The following is a 20,002-nucleotide window of genomic DNA, read 5'->3' on the forward strand; positions in this document are numbered from 1 at the left end:
AGAAGCCCCCGCAGCATCAGCTACGGGGGCTTCTTTCATTGTTGCCAGTCGCTGACGGCAGGAAAGCAAATACTAGAACTGAATGTTCGCAAATGTTCCTACCACTTCCCCAACGAAGGGGAAAGTAGCGCGGAAGTCCCCGTTCACGAGTTTCGTTTGCGGGTCGTAAGTTGTCGTACCGGTATAGTTTGTGCCCGCTACGCCGTCTAGGGTACCGGTAAGGGCATTCGTGGTGTAGTTGGTGGTGGAAGTGCCTTTGGTGAAGTTCAGCACCATGGTTTTGCCACTGCCCAGCTTGCCGGTAATACTCAGGCGCGGGGCGCCGGTGAGGTAACCGCCGTCAACTACGCGTGCTTCGCTCAGGTCGTAGACCGGGGCTCCGGCTTCGGAAACCGTTACCTTAATGGTTGATGCCGTAGGGGTTGGGGCCGGCGTGGGCTCATCTTTCGAGCAGCCCATCAGGAAGGTACCGACCAGCAGCGCCGGAAATAAAAAATTAGCAGTTTTCATAAAAGTTGGTTTGGTAGAAACATTGCTGCGCACTTCGCGCAATCCGGCAAATGTACCGGTGTAGCAATAGCTAAACCAACGATTGCAGTACTTGATTCCCAACCTTGGCACCCAACTCGCGCACAGCCTGGGCAATGCCGGCCGCATCGAAGCCGCACTCCTTGTAGAGCTCGTCCTGGGTGCCGTGCTCCACCACGCGGTCAGGGATACCGAGGCGGGTGACGGGCATATGGAAGCCGTGGTCGGTCAGGAATTCGAGCACGGCCGAGCCGAAGCCGCCGGGCAGGCAGCCGTCTTCCACCGTCACGATGGCGCGGTAGCGGCGGGCCACGTCGCGCAGCATTTCCTCATCCAGGGGCTTGCAGAAGCGCATGTCGTAGTGGCCAGCATCGAGGCCTTCGGCGGCCAGGGTTTCGGTGGCTTTCACGGCGTAGTTGCCGATGTGACCGATGCTGAGGATGGCTACGCCGCCCTCTTCGCCCTCGCGCACCACGCGGCCCGTGCCGATGGCCACGCGCTGCAGCGGCGTGCGCCACTCGGGCATCACGCCCTCGCCGCGCGGGTAGCGGATGCTGTGCGGGCCGGCGTTTTCGGGCAGGGTGGCGGTGTACATCAGGTTGCGCAGCTCCTGCTCGTTCATCGGGGCCGACACCACGATGTTGGGGATGCAGCGCATGTAGGCCAGGTCGTAGCAGCCGTGGTGGGTGGGGCCGTCGGCCCCGGCAAAGCCAGCCCGGTCGAGGCAGAACACCACGTGCAGGTTTTGCAGGGCCACGTCGTGCACCACCTGGTCGTAGCCCCGCTGCATGAACGAGGAGTAGATGTTGCAGAACGGAATGAGCCCCTGCGTAGCCAGGCCGGCCGAGAATGTGACGGCGTGCTGCTCGGCAATGCCCACGTCGAAGGCGCGGGTGGGCATGGCGGCCATCATGATGTTGAGCGACGAGCCCGAGGGCATGGCCGGCGTCACGCCCATGATTTTGTCGTTGGCCTCGGCCAGCTCCACCAGCGTGTGGCCGAACACGTCCTGGTACTTGGGCGGCTGGGGCTTATCGGGCGTTTTCTTGTAAATCTCGCCCGTGATTTTGTCGAACAAACCCGGCGCGTGCCACAGCGTCTGGTCTTTTTCGGCCAGCGCGTAGCCCTTGCCCTTCACCGTCACGCAGTGCAGCAGCTTGGGGCCGGGAATGGACTTTAGGTCGTTGAGGATGGTGACGAGGTGCTGCACGTCGTGGCCGTCCACAGGGCCGAAATAGCGGAATTTCAGGGCCTCGAAAAGGTTGCTCTGCTTCATCAGGGTCGCCTTCATGGCGGCCTCTACTTTGCGGGCAATCTGCTGGGGGTTGGGGCCGAATTTAGAGAGCTTGCCAAGTACGTTCCAGAGCTCGTCGCGCACCTTGTTGTAGGTGCGGGAGGTGGTGATGTCGGTGAGGTATTCCTTAAGCGCGCCCACGTTGGGGTCGATGCTCATGCAGTTGTCGTTCAGCACGACAATCATGTTGTTATTGAGCACCCCAGCCTGGTTCAAGGCCTCGAAGCTCATGCCGGCCGTCATGGCCCCGTCGCCGATTACGGCGATGTGCTGGCGGTCAAATTCGCCCTTGTAGTCCGAAGCCACAGCCATGCCCAGCGCCGCCCCGATGCTGGTGCTGCTGTGACCCACGCCGAAGGCATCGTATTCACTTTCGCTGCGCTTCGGGAAGCCCGACATGCCTTTGTAGCGGCGGTTGGTCGGAAATTTATCGCGGCGCCCGGTGAGAATTTTGTGGCCGTAAGCCTGGTGGCCTACGTCCCAGATGAGCTGGTCGTGGGGCGTGTTGAAGACGTAGTGCAGCGCTACGGACAATTCAACCACGCCCAGCGAGGCGCCGAAGTGCCCGCCGTAGATGCTCACGGAGTCGATGATAAAGTCGCGCAGCTCGGTACTGAGCTGGACTAACTGCTCGGGAGCGAGCTTTTTGAGGTCGGCGGGCGAGTCAATTGCCGCGAGCAGCGGGCCGGGTTCAACTATCATCGGGGCAGGCGTGGTGGGATGGGTGACGGAGACTTAACCGCCTGACCCGCTAAAAGATTATCGGGCTGGCACAAAGGTACGACGGCGGGCGAAGTGCGGTTGTACGGCCGAAGGAATTCGGGGCTTGGTCGGGGTTCGGGGTATGATAATCTAGTTTTCGGCCGGAAAGGCGTTTACAACGAGGACCTTTGCGTAATGCGCAAGCGCCAGATAGCGATATAGCCAGCAACCGGCTTGCCCCACAAACAACAAAAGTACCGGGAGGATGCAACCCTCGGCCCCGATTACGGCACTTTGGCCGTTATGAATTGTATGAAACGAACCTTACCGGCTTCGGCCGTAGTGCTTACCGCCCTGCTGGGCATCAACCATTTAGCCGCTGCACAGCAAGGGCCGCCCACGGGCGCCCGCCCCGCTACGGCAGCTCCGACTGCCCCGCGCGCGGCAGCCGGCCGCGTGAGCGGCACCGTAACCGATGCCACAACCGGCAAGCCGGTATCCTACGCCACCGTGGCGGTGCTGGATGCGGCAGGCAACCCCGTGAACGGCGGCGTGGCCGGCGACGACGGCAAATTCGTGCTGGCTGGTATTCCGGCCGGCACCTACACGGTTCAAATCAGCTTCCTGGGCTATAAAAACGAAGACCGTGCGGGCGTGGTAGTGCCCGCCGGCGGCGTAATCAGCTTGGGCACGGTGGCGCTGGCTACCTCGGCCCAAAAGCTGGGCGAAGTAGTGGTGACCGGCCAGAAGGCCATCATCGAAGAGCGGGTGGACCGCACGGTGTACAACGCCGAAAACGACCAGACCGCCCGCGGTGGCGATGCCACCGACGTACTCAAGCGCGTGCCGCTGCTGAGCGTGGACCTGGACGGCAACGTGAGCCTGCGCGGCTCTTCCAATATTAAAGTCCTCATCAACAACAAACCCTCGACCATCGCGGCCAATAGCATTGCCGATGCCTTGAAGCAGATTCCGGCCGACCAGATTAAGACGGTGGAGGTCATCACCTCGCCCTCGGCCAAGTACGACGCTGAGGGCTCGGGCGGTATTATCAACATCGTCACCAAGCAGAACAACCTGCGCGGGGCCACGTTGGGCATTGATGCCAGCGCCGGCACCCGCAGCAGCAACCTGAGCCTGAACGGCAGCCTACGCACCGGCAAAATGGGCTTTTCGCTGGGCGGCTTCGGCCGGGCGCAGTACAATGTGCCGGGCGAGTTTTCGAACACGCAGGTGACGCGCAGCATTGCCGACGGCTCGGCCACGACCACGCTGCAATCGGCCGATACGCGCCTGCAACAGATTTTCGGGCGCTACACGCTGGGCTGGGACTACGACATCAACAAGTTTAACTCCCTGCAGGCCTCGGTGGCCTACGGTACCCGCAACGGCCAAAACTACCAGGACGGCCTGCTGCGCACCAGCTACGCGGGCGCTTTCGCCACCGGCGCGCCACGGAGCACCGACCTGCGCGACACCTACTCGAAAGACCTATCCGGCACTGTGGATGCCAGCCTGAACTATACGCACAGCTTTGCGAAGCCGCAGCACGAAATCAGCCTGCTGACGCTGTTTAGTCGCAACGACCGCACCAATAGCTTTACCAACAACATTCTGAGCACCTCCGATGCGACCAGCCTGGCCCGCCGCATCGTGAACGACAACCCCAGCTACAACGAGGAATACACGGTGCAGTTGGATTATCAGAATCCCATCAGCAAAACCCAGATTCTGGAGATGGGCGCGAAGAACATTCTACGCCGCGTGAATTCGGACTACAGCACGATTTCCTACGGAGCCGATGGCGCGGTGGTGCCTTCGGTGGGGCTGTCGTCGAGCAACGTGTTTACCTACCGTCAGAACGTGACGGCTGCTTACGCGGCTTACACCTTGGGCCTGCCCAAGGGCTTCACGCTGAAGCCGGGACTGCGCTACGAATACACGACCATTAAGGCTGATTTTGCCCAAACCGACACGGCAAAAACCAATATTCCTAATTACGACGTGCTGGTGCCCAGCGTGAACTTCTCGCGCAAGCTGGCCAACGGCAACGTGCTGAAACTGGCGTACAACAAGCGCATTCAGCGCCCGTCGCTGCAGTTCCTGAACCCCAACCGCAACGCCCAGAACCCGAAGAACATCAGCTACGGCAACCCTGAGTTGGACCCCGAATACACCAACAACTACGAACTGGGCTATAGCACCGCCTACAAGCGCCTAAACCTGAATTTCAGCACCTTCATGCGCAATACCACGGGCTCCATCGAGGCCCTGCGCACGGTGGAGGGTGCTGATATTGTGACGACCACCTACGCCAACATCGGCAAGCAGGATGCCTACGGCGGCAGCGTATTCGCCAACATCAACAACGGCAAGCTCAGCCTGAACGCCGGCACCGATTTCTACTACGTGAAGCTCACCAATAACGTACCCGACGCCCGCTTCAACGCCGCCAATGAAGGCTTTGTGATGAGCGGCCGGGTGTTTGGCTCCTACAACTTCACGCCGATATGGGGACTGCAGGCCTTCGCCTTCTACCGCGGCAACCAAGTGCAGCTACAGGGCAGCCAGAGCGGTTTCGGCGTGTACAGCCTCAGCGTGAAGCGCGACTTTGCCGAGAAGCGCGGCAGCATCGGCTTCGGGGCCGAGAACTTTTTCACGCCCAGCATCACCATCCACAACACGGTGGTGTCGCCGCTCATCGACCAGGCCAGCAACAATGTGCTGCACAACATGAGCTTTAAGGTGAACATCAGCTACCGCATCGGCAAGCTGACGGTGGCCCCGCCCACCCGCCGCGGCAAGAGCATCAACAACGACGACCTGAAAGGCGGCGGCGAAGGCGGTGGCGACATGGGCGGCGGCGGTGGCGCTCCCGGCGGTGGTGGCGGTGCTCCCGGGGGCGGCGCTCGCCCCACGGGTGCCCCGGCCGGTGCGCCCGCAGGCGCAGCCCGCCCCGGTGGTTATCCGGGCGCTGCCCCTGGCGCGGCTCCGGCCGGCGCAGGTGCCCGTCCTGGCGGCTACCCCGGCCAGCAGCGCACTGCGCCGGCCGATAGCACTTCGGGCAAGTCGGCGGCTGACAGCACCGGCCGCCAGCGCCCCGGTGGCTACCCCGGCCTGCGCCCTGCCACGGCCCAACCGGCCGATACGACCAATCGTCAAGCTCCGGCCCCGGTCGGCAACCCGGTTAATGCGCCAGCCAATGCGCCTTCGCCCGGCACCAGCACGCCCAACGGCACAGTGCCGGCCGGCAGCCCCGGCGGCCGCCCCTAGTCTGGCACTGTGGTTTATTACTGAAAAACGTCATGCTGAGCTTGTCCCGGCATGACGTTTTTCATATCAGCTTAATGTCTTTTTAATCAGTCGCCGGCCCGCTACCGCCTACTTTTGCCGGGCTGCTTTATTTCCTTCGATGACCGATAAACCCCTCGCTCCCCTGCCCGAAGACGACGCGCATTTTTTGCAGCGCTTGCAGCCCTCGCGGCTCATTCTGCCCGTCGTGATTGGCCTGAGCGTGGTGGGGTTTATGTTCTGGCGCAGCTACAAGCCCGGCGACCTCACTCCCCTGGCCCACGCCCGTTGGGAGTGGCTGCTCGTGACGCTGGGGGTGCTGCTGGCCCGCGATTTTGGCTACATCTACCGCATCCGGCACATTGCCGAGCGCGAGCTGAACTACCGCCAGAGCCTCGACGTGATTATGATTTGGGAATTCGCCTCCTGCGTGCTGCCCTCGGCAGTGGGCGGCACGGCGGTGGCTTCGTTTATTCTGAACAAAGAAGGCATTCCGCTGGGCAAATCCCTGGCCTACATCATGGTTACGGCCCTGATGGACAACCTGTACTATGTCATCATGGTGCCGCTGGTAGTGCTCATCGCGGGGGCCGGGCTCTACCCGCATGAGGCCATGCAGGGTGCATTCATCGCCACGCTGCGCATTGCGTTTGTTATCAGCTACGTGGCCGTCACGGCCTACGCCGGGCTGATGCTCTACGCCATTTTCATCAACCCGAAATCGGTGCGGCGGCTGCTGGTGCGGCTGTTCTCGTTCCGGCTGCTGCGGCGCTGGCAGCGCTCCGCCTACAAGCACGGTCAGGGCATGATGGATGCGTCCATCCAGCTACGCGGCAACCCCGCCATTTATTGGGTGCGGGCAGCGGCCAGCACCTTCTTCGTCTGGACGGCCCGCTACCTCGTCATCGGCTGTCTCATCGCTGCCTTCGTGCCGATGGATGCCGACACCTTCCTCTTCATTTTCGCCCGCAACCTCACCTACAAAGTGCTGCTGCTGCTGGCCATCACGCCCGGCGGCGCGGGCATTGTGGAAGGCGCGTTTCCCACGTTTTTCGGCAAGTTTATCGGCACGGCCACGCTCACCAGCTTCATGGTGCTGCTGTACCGGGTGGTCACGTACTACCTCTATCTGGTGCTGGGCACCATTTTCCTGCCGCGCTGGGTGGCGCGAGTATTCGCGAAGCGGCCGGCCGGCGCGGCGCACCGCATCGCCAGGTAAGCACCACAAAAAAAGCCCCGAACCAAGCTGGTTCGGGGCTTTTTCTTAGCTGAGTTCCGAAAAGATTACTCGGCTTCGAGCATCAGCGCGGCCCCGTCGGCCGACTTCAGCGTGAGCTTTTTGTCGGTCAGCGTTTCCACGGCGAAGGTGTTGCTGGTGGTAGCGCCGTCGGGCGTCAGGGTGATGGTTTTGCCGGCCTGGTCAAACGTATATTTGCCCGAAACCGCGCCGCTCGCCCCGGTCATGTTGTAGGTGCCGTTGGCGAAGATGCGCAGTTCTTCCTGCTTCTGGGCGTCGGTTTGTTTCACTTTGTCGCCAGCGGTATCGGTTTCCTTGGCGGTTTTCCACACCTTGCTATCGGTGCCGTACAGCATATTCACGCCCTCCACTTTGCCTTTGTCGTTGCTGCACGAGGCGGCGAACAGCGACACAAGCAGCAGCAAGCTGGCGAAGTAACGGAGCGAAAAAAGGGACTGGAGTTTCATGTGCACAAAGGGTAATGGTGAAAGAATGAAAACATGACGCACGGGGTGCGGCCTCGTCGGCTTACGACGCAGACGCAAAAGAGTTTAGAACGAAACCCCGCCTAAACTTGTCCGTATAGCAACCCGGTCGGCCCGCCCGCAAGCGTTTCCGGCAGAATTTATCTCTCCATTTAACTTCACCGAAACCATGGGACTCTTCGATTTCATCAGCGACAAAGGCGAGCAAAAGCCCGTAGAGCCCGCGGCTAAGCCGTCGGCCGGCGGCACCGATTTTTTTGGCAACGCCAAACCCGAAGCAGCCGGCAACACGTATACCGTTGTTAGCGGCGATTCCCTCTCGAAAATAGCCAAGCACCACTACGGCGATGCCGCCAAGTGGCACCAGATATACGACGCCAACAAGGCGCTCATCGGCGACAACCCTGACCACATCGAAGTGGGGCAGGTGTTGACCATACCTAGTCTCTAGGTACTTTTTTGCAGAAAAAAGGTGAGAAAAGCCACTCTGTTTCAGGGTGGCTTTTTTGCGTTTGGGGGGGTGAAATAGGCGGTCGTATTGACTACACCGCATGTCATCCTTCGCTGCGCTCAGGATGACAGACGATTTTGGCGCTGCCGAAAAAATATTTTCGCCCACTCGCTTGCCCATCTCAAAAATCCTGCTCTACCTTTGCATTACCAACCCGGTACTCCCCGCTAACGGTGGGCAGTTTTCAAGTTTTATACAGAAGTGGCGAGAGACTAGGCTCCGTGACCCACTGGCAACCTTCGCAAAACGAAAGGTGCCAATTCCTACCCAACCGCAGCTCCGGCCGCGCTGGGACAGATGATTCGAGTGCCATGGAAAATCCCTCACATTCTGCTTTTTTTCGCCCGTCTGCTCCGGCTGCTTTGTGCGCCGTAGGGTCGGGTTTCTTTGTTCCGGCCGCAGGCCGTAACGTGGCCGCACTCACTTCGCAGCGAATGCGAATGTGCTGTTGCCGCCCGTGTTGTTGCTAAGCTGATTCCGGCTTAGAACCCCTCCCCCCACTCTTCTGGATTTTTTTGGTGGCCCCGTGGGTCTGCCGCGTGCGCTTTCGGGCCTTCGCGGTGGGTTTGGGCCACGCCGGCAGCACGGGCTATTTCGGGGAGTTTTGGCGCTAAAAAAGGCCTTTTCAGGACCGCGGCGCACCTTTTCCAATTGTCATTTCGGTTTTTCAAAATTTCAAAACCAACCCCATCATGTCTGTTCAGCCCCAACACTTCGAAACCCTCCAACTCCACGCCGGCCAGCAGCCCGACCCCACCACCGGGGCCCGCGCCGTGCCGCTGTTCCAAACCACCAGCTACGTGTTCAAGAGCGCCGAGCACGGCGCGAACCTGTTTGCTCTGAAGGAATTCGGCAACATCTACACCCGCCTGATGAACCCCACCACCGACGTGTTTGAGCAGCGTGTGGCGGCCCTCGAAGGCGGCGTGGCGGCGCTGGCTACCGGCTCGGGCCAGGCGGCCCAGTTCATTGCCCTCAACAACATCCTGCAGGCCGGCGACAACTTCGTGAGCACGGCTTACCTATACGGCGGCACCTACAACCAGTTCAAGGTGGCATTCAAGCGCTTGGGCATTGAGGTACGCTTCGCGGATGGCGACAATCCGGCTTCATTTGAGGAGCATATCGACGAGAAAACCAAGGCCATTTATTTGGAAACCATTGGCAACCCCAGCTTCAGCATTCCGGATTTTGAAGCTATTGCGGCCATCGCGAAGAAGCATGATTTACCACTGATTGTGGACAACACCTTTGGGGCGGGCGGCTACCTGTTCCGGCCCCTGGAGCACGGCGCGCACATTGTGGTGGAGTCGGCTACGAAGTGGATTGGCGGGCACGGTACCAGCGTGGGCGGCGTGATTGTGGACGGCGGTACCTACGACTTCGGCAACGGCAAATTCCCGCAGTTCACGGAGCCGAGCGACGGCTACCACGGCCTGATTTTCAACGACGTATTTGGCAAGGGCGGGCCGTTTGGCAACATCGCCTTCATCATCCGGGCGCGGGTGGAAGGGCTGCGCGACTTTGGGCCGGCCATCAGCCCGTTCAATTCCTGGCAGTTGCTCATCGGCCTCGAAACCCTGAGCCTGCGCGTGGACCGCACCGTGGAAAACGCCCTCAAAATTGCCACTTGGCTCGAGGAGCACCCGCAGGTGGAGAGCGTGAACTACCCCGGCCTGCCCAGCAGCCCCTACTACGCCATCGCCAACAAGTACCTGAAGCGCGGCTTCGGCGGCGTACTCTCGTTCCGGGTGAAAGGCACCAAGGAAACAGCCACACAATTCATTGATAACCTGAAGCTCATCAGCCACCTGGCCAATGTGGGCGACGCCAAGACGCTCATCATCCAGCCCTCGGCCACTACGCACCAGCAGCTAAGCGAGGAGGAACAACTGGCCGCCGGCGTCACGCCGACGTCGCTGCGCCTGTCGGTAGGCATCGAGCATTTCGACGATATCAAGGCCGATTTGCAGGCGGCGTTTGATGCCATCGGCAACACGGCCAGCCTGCCGACCGAAGGCGAAGAAGTGGGCGAGCCCGAGCTGGAGCACACCCAACCACTGGAAGCTTAGTTGGTAGTGGTTAGTGGTGAACGGTTAGTGGTCAATGACAATCAGCCGCTACAACTTACCACTAACCGTTCACCACTAACAACTACCAAAGTATTGCCGTCAGCGGGCCACCCCTGGCGGGTCGGTGCCAGTCTCGCTGGCGGCCGAGTTTTATCGCAGCTTTAGAATCAGTGCATCGGCCCGGGCCTCTTCCGTGATGGGAGGAGATATGGGAGTGAGAAACTATTGCGCCGGGCCGGTTCGCTGGTTCTGAAGCTGTGCTATTGTATTGAATTATGCCAACCCAAGTATTTGAACTGCCCGACCTGACGCTGGAAAGCGGCGAAACCCTGACCGGGGCGCACGTGGCCTACCAGACCTGGGGCCAGCTCAACGAAGACCGCGACAACGTGGTGTGGGTGTGCCACGCCCTCACGGCCAACGCTGACGTGCTGGCCTGGTGGCCGGGCCTGGTGGGCCCGGGCTGCTACTACGACCCCGCCGACTGGTTTATCGTGTGCGCCAACGTGCTGGGCTCGTGCTACGGCAGCACCGGCCCGCTCGATGCCGACCCGGCTACCGGGCAGGCGCGTTTCCAGCGCTTCCCGCTGCTGAGCATCCGGGACCTGGTGCAGGCCCACGAGCTGCTGCGCCAGGACCTGGAGCTGACGGACATCAACACGCTGATTGGCGGCTCGCTGGGCGGGCAGCAGGCGCTGGAGTGGGCCGTGCAGCGGCCCGATTTGTTCGACCATCTCGTGGTCATTGCCACCAACGCCCGGCATTCAGCCTGGGGAATTGCTTTCAACGAAGCCCAGCGGCTGGCCATCGAGGCCGACCCGACTTATGCTGCCGGCCAGCCCGGTGGGGGCGATGAAGGCCTGCGGGCCGCCCGCGCCATTGCCTTGCTCAGCTACCGCAGCTACTCGGCCTACGGCGAAACCCAGACCGACCCCAACGACGATGAGCTGCTGCGCGAGCACCGCGCCAGCACCTACCAGCGCTACCAAGGCGACAAGCTGGTGTCGCGCTTCGATGCCTACAGCTACGTTTCATTGAGCCGGAGTATGGACACGCACCACCTGGGCCGCAACCGGGGCGGCGTGCCGGCGGCCCTGGCCCGCATTGGGGCGCGCACGCTGGTGCTGGGCATTACTTCCGATGTGCTGTTTCCGCTAACGGAGCAGCGGGAGCTGGCGGCCCATATTCCCGGGGCGATGTATGGCGAGCTGGACTCGCGCTACGGGCACGATGGTTTCTTACTGGAAACAGCGGCCATCACGCACTTTCTGGAGCTGTTCTACGCGCCCACGTTCGTGCATTAAATTTCGCAAACTGCCATTGCGATGCCTGGAGTCACTTTCAAGCTGTGCACATTGGCACAAACCTTCCGGCAACAGTACAAGCAGCAACCCGGCAGTACAAGCCTGCTCGCAAAGGCACAAAACACCGATAGCTGGTACAAATAGCTCGCCTGTTCGGAGCTGTGCCCCGCTATCCGCAACGACTTATCAATGAATCATTCTGAACACCCCTTGCACCTGGGCCTGATTGGCTTTGGCTGCGTGGGGCAGGGCTTCTACGACATTATCCAGCAGCAGCCCGGCCTGGGGTTGGCCATCACGCGCATTGCCGTGAAAAACCCCACCAAGCCCCGTTCGCTGCCCGCCGAGCACTTCACTTACCGCGCCGATGACCTGCTGCACGACCCCACGCTGGACGTGCTGGTGGAAGTCATCGACGATGCGGCCGAGGCATTTCGGCTGGTGAGCGCGGCCCTGCGCCAGGGCCGGCGCGTGGTAACGGCCAACAAGGCCATGCTGGCCCGCCACCTCGCCGAGCTGGTGCAGCTGGAGCAGGAGTTCGGCGGCGCGCTGCTGTACGAGGCGGCGGTGTGCGGCAGCATTCCCGTGGTGCGGACCCTGAGCAGCTACTTCAGCCACGAGCCGCTGCGGGCGGTGCGGGGCATTTTCAACGGCTCGTCGAACTACGTGCTCACGCGCATGAGCGAGGAGGGCTCCGCCTACGCCACGGCGCTGGCCGAGGCCCAGGCGCTGGGCTTCGCCGAAACCGACCCGGCGCTGGACATGGGCGCGTTTGACCCGCGCTCGAAGGCGGTGATACTGGCGGCGCACGCCTACGGGGCATTTCTGAACCCGGACGAAGTGCTGAACCTGGGCATTGAGGCGGTGGGCGCGGCAGATATTGCCTACGCCGCCGCGCGGGGCCAGAAGGTAAAGGTGGTGGCCAGCGTGGAGCGCCTGCCCAACGGCCGGGTGGCCGCCCTGGTGACGCCGCAGCTGCTGGGGCCGGAGTCGCCGCTGTTCATCGTGGAGCACGAGTTCAACGGCGTGGTGGTGGAAGGGGAATATGCGGGGCCGCAGTTTCTGGGCGGGCGGGGGGCCGGCGGGCACCCCACCGGCTCGGCGGTGCTGGCCGATGTGCTGGCCCTGCGGCGCGGTCTGCGCTACGGCTACGCCAAGCGGGCCACGGCCCCGGCCCTGCAGCCCGCCGACGAGCTGGCCCTGGACGTGTACCTGCGCCACCCCGATGTGGGCGTGCTGCGCGAGGTGCTGACCTGGCTGGAGCTGCCCGCCACGTCCCTGCGCACCGACGTACACGGCGTGTACGCCACCGGCTCAGTGCCGCTGCTGCGCCTGCGCCAATGGCGCGACGAGCTGCGCACGGCCGGCGTATTCGTGGCCCGGCGGGGCGAGGTGCGGGCCGTGGAGGCGGTGGCGGAAGGCCAGCTGGCCGCCTCGACGCTGGCCTGAAAAGCCCCGTCCAACAACTTATAGCTGGATAAAAAGAAGGGAGAGACTGGCGCGCCGGGGAGGGCCGGCATCGCATCAATATGCGATACCGCCGCCTTGAAGTAAGCCCGACCTTTGCGGCAAACTTCACGCTCTCCCTTTTTTATGATTGGAAACTTTACCTCCGGCTGCGCGCGGCTGGCCCTGGTGTGGCTGTGGCTGGTACTGCTTGGCACTCTCCCGGCGCTGGCGCAGGTGCCGCCCGGCAATGCCCTGGATTTTCTGCAGAACAGCACCGTGACGACCGGCACCGAGCTGCCGAACTACAACAACAACTTCACGGTGGAAGCCTGGGTGCGGACAGGCAGCGCGCCGCGCTACATTACCACGTTTGTCACCACCGGCGACAACTTCTACCTGGGTATCTACGGCTACAACGACCCCACCTGGGGCGGCAAGGCGGTATTTCACGTCCACAGCACGTTTATTTTCAGCACTACGTCCATCAACGACGGAAAGTGGCACCATGTGGCCGGGGTGAACAACAACGGCGCGGCCGCCATCTACGTGGACGGCGTGCTGGAAGCCACCGGCAGCGGCGGCGGCCAGAACTACTCCGGTGACCCCTCGCTGCAACTCCGGCTGGGCAGCTTCGACACCGTGCCCTACGAGTACGGCGTCGACGAGGTGCGCATCTGGAGTTCGGCCCGCTCGGCGGCGCAGGTGAAGGCCGCCTTTAATAACGTGATAACGCCGCTGCCCCAGGCCGGGCTCGACGTGTATTACAACTTCGACCGGGGCACAGCCGGCGGCAGCAACGCTGGCGTGAACACCCTGCCCAACCTGGGCAGCGCGGCCGGCTACACGGGCACGCTCAACAACTTCGCGCTTACCGGCACCACCGCCAACTGGATTGAAAGCTACGCCCTGGTGCAGCCCACCAACCTGGCCGCCACCTCCAACGCCGCCGGCACCAGCCTGAGCGTGAGCTGGACGGCCCCGCCCGTGGGCACCATCAGCAACTACGTACTCGACTGCGCCACCACGGCCGACTTCTCGGCGGGCCTGACCACCCTGACCCCGGCCGGCAACGCCACCAGCGCCACCGTGACGAGCCGCACGCCCAACACCCGCTACTGGCTGCGCCTGCGGGCCGACAAAGCCAGCGTGACCGGCCAGGGCGCCTACTCGCGCGACCAGGCCAGCCTGCGCACCGCCGGCGGCCTCACCCCGCCCGGCAACGCCCTGGCCCTCGACGGCACCGACGACTACGCCACGGGCACCAACGCCCTGCTGCCCCAGGGCAACGCCGCCCGCACTCTGGAGGCCTGGGTGCTGACCACCACCACCGGGGGCGTCATCTTCAACTACGGCACGGCCACCAATAACCAACGCTCGGGCGTGCTGGTGAGCGGGGGCGGGCACCTGTACTACGTGGGCGAGTTCAATGACCTGGAAGGCAGAAAAACGATAACCGACGGGCATTGGCACCACGTAGCCGCCACCTACGACGGCACGGCCCTGAAGCTGTACGTGGACGGGGTGCTCGATATCAGCAGCACGCCCAGCGCCTTTGGCACCAACGGCACCACCTGGCGCCTGGGCAGCCGCATCCTGACGGGCACCAGCCTCGGCGAGCAGCTCAACGGCCGCCTCGACGAGGTGCGCGCGTACAGCACGGCCCTGACGGCCGCCCAGGTGCAGGCCGACATGACGAGCACCACCCCGGCCGTGCCCGCCAGCCTGGTGGCCTACTACGACTGCGACCAGGGCACGGCCGGCGGGGCCAACGCCGGCCAGACCACCCTGGTCGACCGCAGCCCGAACTTCCAGGACGGCACCCTCGTCAACTTCGCCCTGACCAACGCCAACACCACCAGCAACTGGGTGGAAAGCTACGCCCTGGTGCTGCCCACGCTCACAGCCGCCAGCAGCCTCGGCACCACCGGCTTCACCGTGAACTGGACGGCCCCGGCCGTGGGCACGGTGAGCAACTACGTGCTCGACTACTCGCTTTCGGCCACCTTCGCCGCGGGCGTGACGACGCTGAGCCCGGCGGCCAACACTACCAGCCAGGCCGTGAGCGGCCTGCAAGCCAACCGCACCTACTACCTGCGCCTGCGGGCCGACAAAAACACGGTGTCGGGCCAGGGGGCCTACTCCCTGGGCTCGGCCCGCACGGCCCCGGCCCTCACGCCGCCCGGCAACGCCCTGGCCTTTGATGGCGCCGATGACTACGTGGCGCTGCCCAACACCACCCCCGTGCCCACCGGCAACGGCACCTACACCCTCGAAGCCTGGATTAAGCCCACCGCGATGGGGGTGGCAGGCATCATCGGCTGGGGCAACTGGGGCACCACCAACCAGGTAAACGCGCTGCGGCTGTCGCCGACCGGCATTGTTAATTACTGGTGGGGGCCTGACCTTATTGTGACGACACCCGACCTGAGCGGGCGCTGGCACCACGTAGCCGCCACCTTTGACGGCACGACGCGCACCATTTACCTCGACGGGGCGGCCGTGGGCAGCGACACCCCCGGCAGCCACACGGTGCCCAGCCCCAGCAATCTGCGCATCGGCTGCACTAATGCCCCGAGCTCGGGGGCCAACTACGAATACTTCAATGGCAGCATCGACGAGGTGCGCATCTGGAGCGTGGCCCGCACAGCGGCCCAGGTGCAGGCCGCCTACCTCAGCCAGCCCACCGCGCCCCAGGCCGGGCTGGTGGCCGCCTACAACTTCGACCACGGCACAGCCGGCGGCAGCAACGCCGCCTTCACCACCCTCACCGACCAGAGCGGCAACGGCAACGACGGCACGCTGGGCAACTTCGCTCTGACGACGGGCAACACCAGCAACTGGGTGGAAAGCTACGCCCTGGCCGTGCCCGCGCTGGCCGCCGCCACCGGCAGCACCGCCACTGGCTTCACAGCCAACTGGACGGCCCCGGCCCTAGGCACTGTGGATAACGGCTACCGCCTCGACGTGGCCACCTCCAGCACCTTCGCGGCGGGCACCCTGCTGACGCCAGCCGCCGGCCAGGTGGTGGCCGGCACCAGCCAGGCCGTGACCGGCCTCGACCCGGCCCAGACCTACTACTACCGCGTGCGGGCCGATAAAACCACCGTGACCGGCACGGGGGCCAACAGCCTGACCGGCATTCGCCGGCCCGCCACGCCGCTGCTGCCGCCCGGCAATGCCCTGGCCTTCGACGGCAGCGACGACTACGTGGCCGTGGCCCCCAACCCGGCCCTCGACAACCTGGGCCTGGGCTCGCTCACCATGGAAGCCTGGGTGTACGCCACCAACCTGCCGGCGACAAACTCCATCATCCGCAAGAGCGGCGACTACAACCTGGTGCTGCTGGCCGGCGGCCTGCTGTTTGCCGAAGTGTGGCCCGGCGGCCTGGGCACCACGGCCCGGCCCTACACCACGGCCACCACGGCCATTCCGGCCAACCGCTGGACGCACGTGGCCGCCACCTGGGACGGCACCGCCCTGCAGCTGTACGTGAACGGTGTGGCCGTAGCTTCCACGCCAAACTCGGGGCCCGTTGCCACCAACGAGCCCTTGCAGATTGGTCGCTCGGCGGCGTACAACCAGCCCTTCAACGGCCGCCTCGACGAGGTGCGCATCTACAACGCGGCCCTGACGGCGGCCCAGGTGCTGGCCGACATGACCAGCACCAGCGCCAGCCTGCCGGGTAGCCTGCAGCTCTACTACAACTTCGACCACGGCACGGCCAACGGGGCCAACACCGCCTACCCCACCGTGGCCGACCAATCGGCCAACCTGGCCCACGGCACCCTCACCGGCTTCAACCTGACGGCGGGCAACTTCACCAGCAACTGGGTGGAAAGCTACGCCCTGCTGCAGCCCACCGGCCTGGCCGTATCGGCCCGCACCAGCACCAGCTTCACGGCCAGCTTCACGGCTCCCACCATCAACGGCGCGGCCCCGGCAGCCGGCGAGGTGGAAGGCTACGTGCTCGACGTGGCCACCAACAGCAGCTTTGCCACGCCCGCGCCCGGCTCGCCCTTCGCCCTGAGCGGCTACGCCACCACCAGCCAGGCCGTGACCGGCCTCGCCAACGGCACCAACTACTACCTGCACGTGCGGGCCGAAAAAGCCAGCGTGACGAGCCAGGGCGCGTACTCGGCCACTGTCAACACCCACACCATCGGCACCGACGCCAAGCTGGCCAGCCTGGTGCCCTCGGCGGGTGCGCTCAGCCCCGCCTTCGCCACCGCCACGCTCAGCTACACGCTCTACCTCCCGGCCGGCACCAGCACCTACACGCTCACGCCCACGGCCAGCAACAGCTACACCGGCATCACCGTCAACGGCGCGGCCGTGGCCAGCGGCACTGCCTCGGGCAGCCTGAGCGTGGGGAGCACCGCCACCGTGGTGCTGACCTCGGAAGACGGCAACACCACCGGCACCTACACCGTGCAAGCCGTGGCGGCTCCCGGCTACTTCCGCAGCGTGGCCACCGGCAATTGGGACGCCCCCGCCACCTGGGAAGCCTCCTACGACGGCAGCACCGGCTGGTTTGCCGCGCCCGTGGCACCCACCGGCAACTTCACGGGCACCGTGACCGTGCGCAACGGTAACGTGGTGACGGTGGCCAACGCCACCAGCACCAAAACCACCACCATCGAGAGCGGCGGCATTGTGAACACGCTGACCGGGGCCACGCTCACCATCCCCAACGGCAGCACCATGACGGTGGCGGCGGGCGGCGTGCTGTCCATCGGCAAGCTGAGCGGGGCCGACGGCGTGACGGGCACCAGCCTCAACACGGGCCTGCTGAGCGTGACCGGCACCAACGCCCTCGCGGTGAGCGGCACGCTGGTGCTGAGCACGAGCAACACCTCGCCGGCCACCCAGGGCCTGAGCAGCACCACCACCACTGTGGCCAGCGGCGGCCGGGTGGTGCAGTACGCCACGGCCGTCGGCATTTCCATGCCGGCCCTGAGCTGGAGCGCCGGCTCGACGCTGGAGCTGGCCGGGGGCACCCTCAACCAGACCTATGGCGTGGTCAACCAGACCCTGCAAAACCTGGACGTGAACCTAACGACCCTGCCCGCCGGCACGGCCACGGCGGCCCAGCCCTACCTGTTCACGGCCGGGGCCACTGTCATCGTGGCCGGCACCCTGACGGTGCGCAGCACCGGGGTGGGCACGCTGCGCCTGTTCAATGCCCCCACCGGCACGCTCACGCTGGGCAGTGTAGACGGCGGCGGCAACCGCATCGGCGGCTACGTGCAGCAGGCCGGCACCAACGTGGTGGGTGCCTTCGGCGGCAGCACGGGCACCGGGGGCTCGCCCCTCAGCGTGGTGGGCAGCTTCCAGCTGAACGGGGGCACGTTTGCGGCGGCGCAGGCCAGCAGTGGCGTGACCACCACGCTGCGCACGCTCCCGCTCACGGTGGCCGGCGACTTCAGCGTGGCCAGCGGGGCTACGTTCAACCTGCTGTCGGCGGCGCAGAGCCCTGCTACTCTCTATCTGGGCGGCACCGTGGTGCTGAACGGCAACTTCAGCAACGCCGGCACCGTGAGCACCGGCAACACGGCCAGCACCACCCAGAAGCTGCAGTTTGGCAAGGCCGGGGTGCAGTCGTTCAGCAACTCCGGCTCGATAAGCGGCCTGGTCAACGCCCTGGTCATTAGCGGCAGCACCCTCGACCTGGGCACCCAGGCCTTCACCGGCGCGGGCACCTTCACCACCAACAGCGGCGGCACGCTGCGCCTGGGCAGCCCCGTGGGCATCAGCCCCATCGGCACGGCCACCGGCAACGTGCAGAGCACCGGCACCCGTAACCTCAACGGCAACGTTGAGTTCGTGGGGCCGGCCGCGCAGGTCACAGGTACCGGCCTGCCGGCCACGCTGCCCACCACCAGCACGCTCATCATCAACAACCCGGCCGGGGTCACGCTCTCGCAGGCCACCGCCCTGGGCGGCACCCTACAGCTTAAGCAGGGCGTGCTCACCACCACGGCCACCAACCTGCTCACCCTGGGCACCAGCGCCACCGTACCGGGCGTCCTCGATGCCACCGCCACCAACACCGGCCGCGTGGCCGGCCCCTTCCAGCGCTGGATAGGCACCAGCACGGGCAGCCGCGACTTCCCGGTGGGCCTGGCCACGGTCGGCCGCCCGGCCAACATCACCTACACCGCCGCGCCCACCACGGGCGGCACGCTCACGGCCGAGTTCATCGTGGCCCCGGCCGGCAGCCAGGGCCTCCCCCTCACCGAAGGCAGCATCACCGTCAACAAAGCCTCCGGCGATGGCTACTGGCACTTCACCGCCACCGGCCTGGCCGGCGGCACCTACACGCCCACGCTCACCTTCACCGGCATCCGGGGCGCGGCCGACTACACCCAGCTCGTGCTGCTGAAGCGGGCCGATGCCGCCTCCGATTGGGCGCTGGTGGGCACCCACGTCACCACCACCGGCTCCGGCGCGGCCCCGGTACTCAGCCGCACCGGCGTAACGGGCTTTTCCGACTTCACCGCCGGGGGCGACTTCAACGTGAACCCACTGCCCGTGGAGCTGACGGCCTTCACCGCCACCGCCCAGGGCCCGGCCGTGGCCCTGAGCTGGCGCACGGCCACCGAGAAAAACAGCCGGGCCTTCGAGGTGGAGCGCAGCCTGAGCGGCAGCAGCTTCGAGCGCATTGGCACGGTGACGGCGGCCGGCACCAGCACCGCCCCGCACACCTACGAGCTGCTGGACACCAACCCACCAACCCACCAAGCCACCATCTACTACCGCCTGAAGCAGGTGGACCTCGACGGCACGTTCAGCTACTCGCCCATACGCACCGTGGCCCTCGCTCAGCCCCTCAGCCACTCCATCACGCTGTTCCCCAACCCGGCCCACGGCGGCGCGGCCACCCTCGCGGGTGCGGCCCCCGGCACGGCGGTGACGGTGCTTGACGCGCTGGGCCGGACCGTGACGACCACCTCGGCCGATGCCACCGGCACGGCTGTGCTGACACTGCCGGCCGGGTTGCCGGCGGGCGTGTACCTGGTGCGCGCCGGCCATCAAGCCCTGCGCCTGACGGTGGAATAGACGGCGGCCGGTAGGCCAAAAGAAAAGGGCAGGCCAATGGCCTGCCCTTTTCTTTTGGCCTACCGGCCGC

The 20,002-nt window shown here is 64.6% G+C and carries 10 protein-coding genes and 1 riboswitch; of the genes, 7 read left to right on the forward strand and 3 right to left on the reverse strand.

Annotation, left to right across the window (positions count from 1 at the left end; translation table 11 throughout):
• Positions 1 to 72: 72 nt before the first annotated feature.
• Positions 73 to 510, reverse strand: coding sequence for a hypothetical protein (locus tag ACYVM5_RS06750; RefSeq protein ID WP_460617357.1), 438 nt, complete (start codon positions 508 to 510; stop codon positions 73 to 75).
• Between the two features lie 70 nt (positions 511 to 580).
• Positions 581 to 2,524 (reverse strand): 1-deoxy-D-xylulose-5-phosphate synthase, encoded by a 1,944-nt coding sequence (dxs, locus tag ACYVM5_RS06755; protein ID WP_460617358.1) that lies wholly within the window; start codon positions 2,522 to 2,524, stop codon positions 581 to 583.
• 312 nt (positions 2,525 to 2,836) lie between these two features.
• On the opposite strand from dxs, the gene ACYVM5_RS06760 reads away from it, so the two are divergent.
• Together ACYVM5_RS06760 and ACYVM5_RS06765 are read left to right on the forward strand one after the other, a co-directional pair.
• Positions 2,837 to 5,797, forward strand: coding sequence for a TonB-dependent receptor domain-containing protein (locus ACYVM5_RS06760; RefSeq protein WP_460617359.1), 2,961 nt, complete (start codon positions 2,837 to 2,839; stop codon positions 5,795 to 5,797).
• A gap of 139 nt (positions 5,798 to 5,936) precedes the next feature.
• Positions 5,937 to 7,034: a lysylphosphatidylglycerol synthase transmembrane domain-containing protein gene (locus ACYVM5_RS06765; protein WP_460617360.1), complete on the forward strand. Its 1,098-nt coding sequence runs from the start codon at positions 5,937 to 5,939 to the stop codon at positions 7,032 to 7,034.
• A gap of 65 nt (positions 7,035 to 7,099) precedes the next feature.
• Here the strand turns inward: ACYVM5_RS06765 and ACYVM5_RS06770 are convergent, their stop codons facing one another.
• Positions 7,100 to 7,519: a hypothetical protein gene (locus ACYVM5_RS06770; RefSeq protein WP_460617361.1), complete on the reverse strand. Its 420-nt coding sequence runs from the start codon at positions 7,517 to 7,519 to the stop codon at positions 7,100 to 7,102.
• Positions 7,520 to 7,706: 187 nt separating this feature from the next.
• Here ACYVM5_RS06770 and ACYVM5_RS06775 point away from each other — a divergent pair, with 187 nt between their 5' ends.
• The 5 genes from ACYVM5_RS06775 (at position 7,707) to ACYVM5_RS06795 (ending at position 19,932) form a co-directional block, all read left to right on the forward strand.
• Entirely contained in the window at positions 7,707 to 7,988 is a 282-nt protein-coding gene (locus ACYVM5_RS06775) for a LysM peptidoglycan-binding domain-containing protein (protein WP_460617362.1), read from the forward strand.
• 248 nt (positions 7,989 to 8,236) lie between these two features.
• Positions 8,237 to 8,352: riboswitch (SAM riboswitch) on the forward strand.
• A gap of 388 nt (positions 8,353 to 8,740) precedes the next feature.
• Positions 8,741 to 10,120 (forward strand): O-acetylhomoserine aminocarboxypropyltransferase/cysteine synthase family protein, encoded by a 1,380-nt coding sequence (locus ACYVM5_RS06780; protein WP_460617363.1) that lies wholly within the window; start codon positions 8,741 to 8,743, stop codon positions 10,118 to 10,120.
• 275 nt (positions 10,121 to 10,395) lie between these two features.
• The gene (locus tag ACYVM5_RS06785; RefSeq protein ID WP_460617364.1) at positions 10,396 to 11,424 is read left to right on the forward strand and encodes a homoserine O-acetyltransferase family protein; all 1,029 of its coding nucleotides are present in this window, start codon (positions 10,396 to 10,398) and stop codon (positions 11,422 to 11,424) included.
• Positions 11,425 to 11,613: 189 nt separating this feature from the next.
• Positions 11,614 to 12,873 carry a homoserine dehydrogenase gene (locus ACYVM5_RS06790; RefSeq protein WP_460617365.1) on the forward strand — a complete coding sequence of 420 codons (1,260 nt, stop codon included), beginning with the start codon at positions 11,614 to 11,616 and terminating at the stop codon, positions 12,871 to 12,873.
• A gap of 144 nt (positions 12,874 to 13,017) precedes the next feature.
• Positions 13,018 to 19,932 (forward strand): LamG-like jellyroll fold domain-containing protein, encoded by a 6,915-nt coding sequence (locus ACYVM5_RS06795; RefSeq protein ID WP_460617366.1) that lies wholly within the window; start codon positions 13,018 to 13,020, stop codon positions 19,930 to 19,932.
• The last annotated feature ends 70 nt before the right edge of the window (positions 19,933 to 20,002 follow it).

The organism is Hymenobacter ruber, from assembly GCF_054783255.1.

What these genes read in the sequence shown, in the direction of transcription:
- ACYVM5_RS06750 (WP_460617357.1), bottom strand. Translation starts at nt 510, where the DNA reads ATGAAAACTGCTAATTTTTTATTTCCGGCGCTGCTGGTCGGTACCTTC.
- dxs (WP_460617358.1), bottom strand. Translation starts at nt 2,524, where the DNA reads ATGATAGTTGAACCCGGCCCGCTGCTCGCGGCAATTGACTCGCCCGCC.
- ACYVM5_RS06760 (WP_460617359.1), top strand. Translation starts at nt 2,837, where the DNA reads ATGAAACGAACCTTACCGGCTTCGGCCGTAGTGCTTACCGCCCTGCTG.
- ACYVM5_RS06765 (WP_460617360.1), top strand. Translation starts at nt 5,937, where the DNA reads ATGACCGATAAACCCCTCGCTCCCCTGCCCGAAGACGACGCGCATTTT.
- ACYVM5_RS06770 (WP_460617361.1), bottom strand. Translation starts at nt 7,519, where the DNA reads ATGAAACTCCAGTCCCTTTTTTCGCTCCGTTACTTCGCCAGCTTGCTG.
- ACYVM5_RS06775 (WP_460617362.1), top strand. Translation starts at nt 7,707, where the DNA reads ATGGGACTCTTCGATTTCATCAGCGACAAAGGCGAGCAAAAGCCCGTA.
- ACYVM5_RS06780 (WP_460617363.1), top strand. Translation starts at nt 8,741, where the DNA reads ATGTCTGTTCAGCCCCAACACTTCGAAACCCTCCAACTCCACGCCGGC.
- ACYVM5_RS06785 (WP_460617364.1), top strand. Translation starts at nt 10,396, where the DNA reads ATGCCAACCCAAGTATTTGAACTGCCCGACCTGACGCTGGAAAGCGGC.
- ACYVM5_RS06790 (WP_460617365.1), top strand. Translation starts at nt 11,614, where the DNA reads ATGAATCATTCTGAACACCCCTTGCACCTGGGCCTGATTGGCTTTGGC.
- ACYVM5_RS06795 (WP_460617366.1), top strand. Translation starts at nt 13,018, where the DNA reads ATGATTGGAAACTTTACCTCCGGCTGCGCGCGGCTGGCCCTGGTGTGG.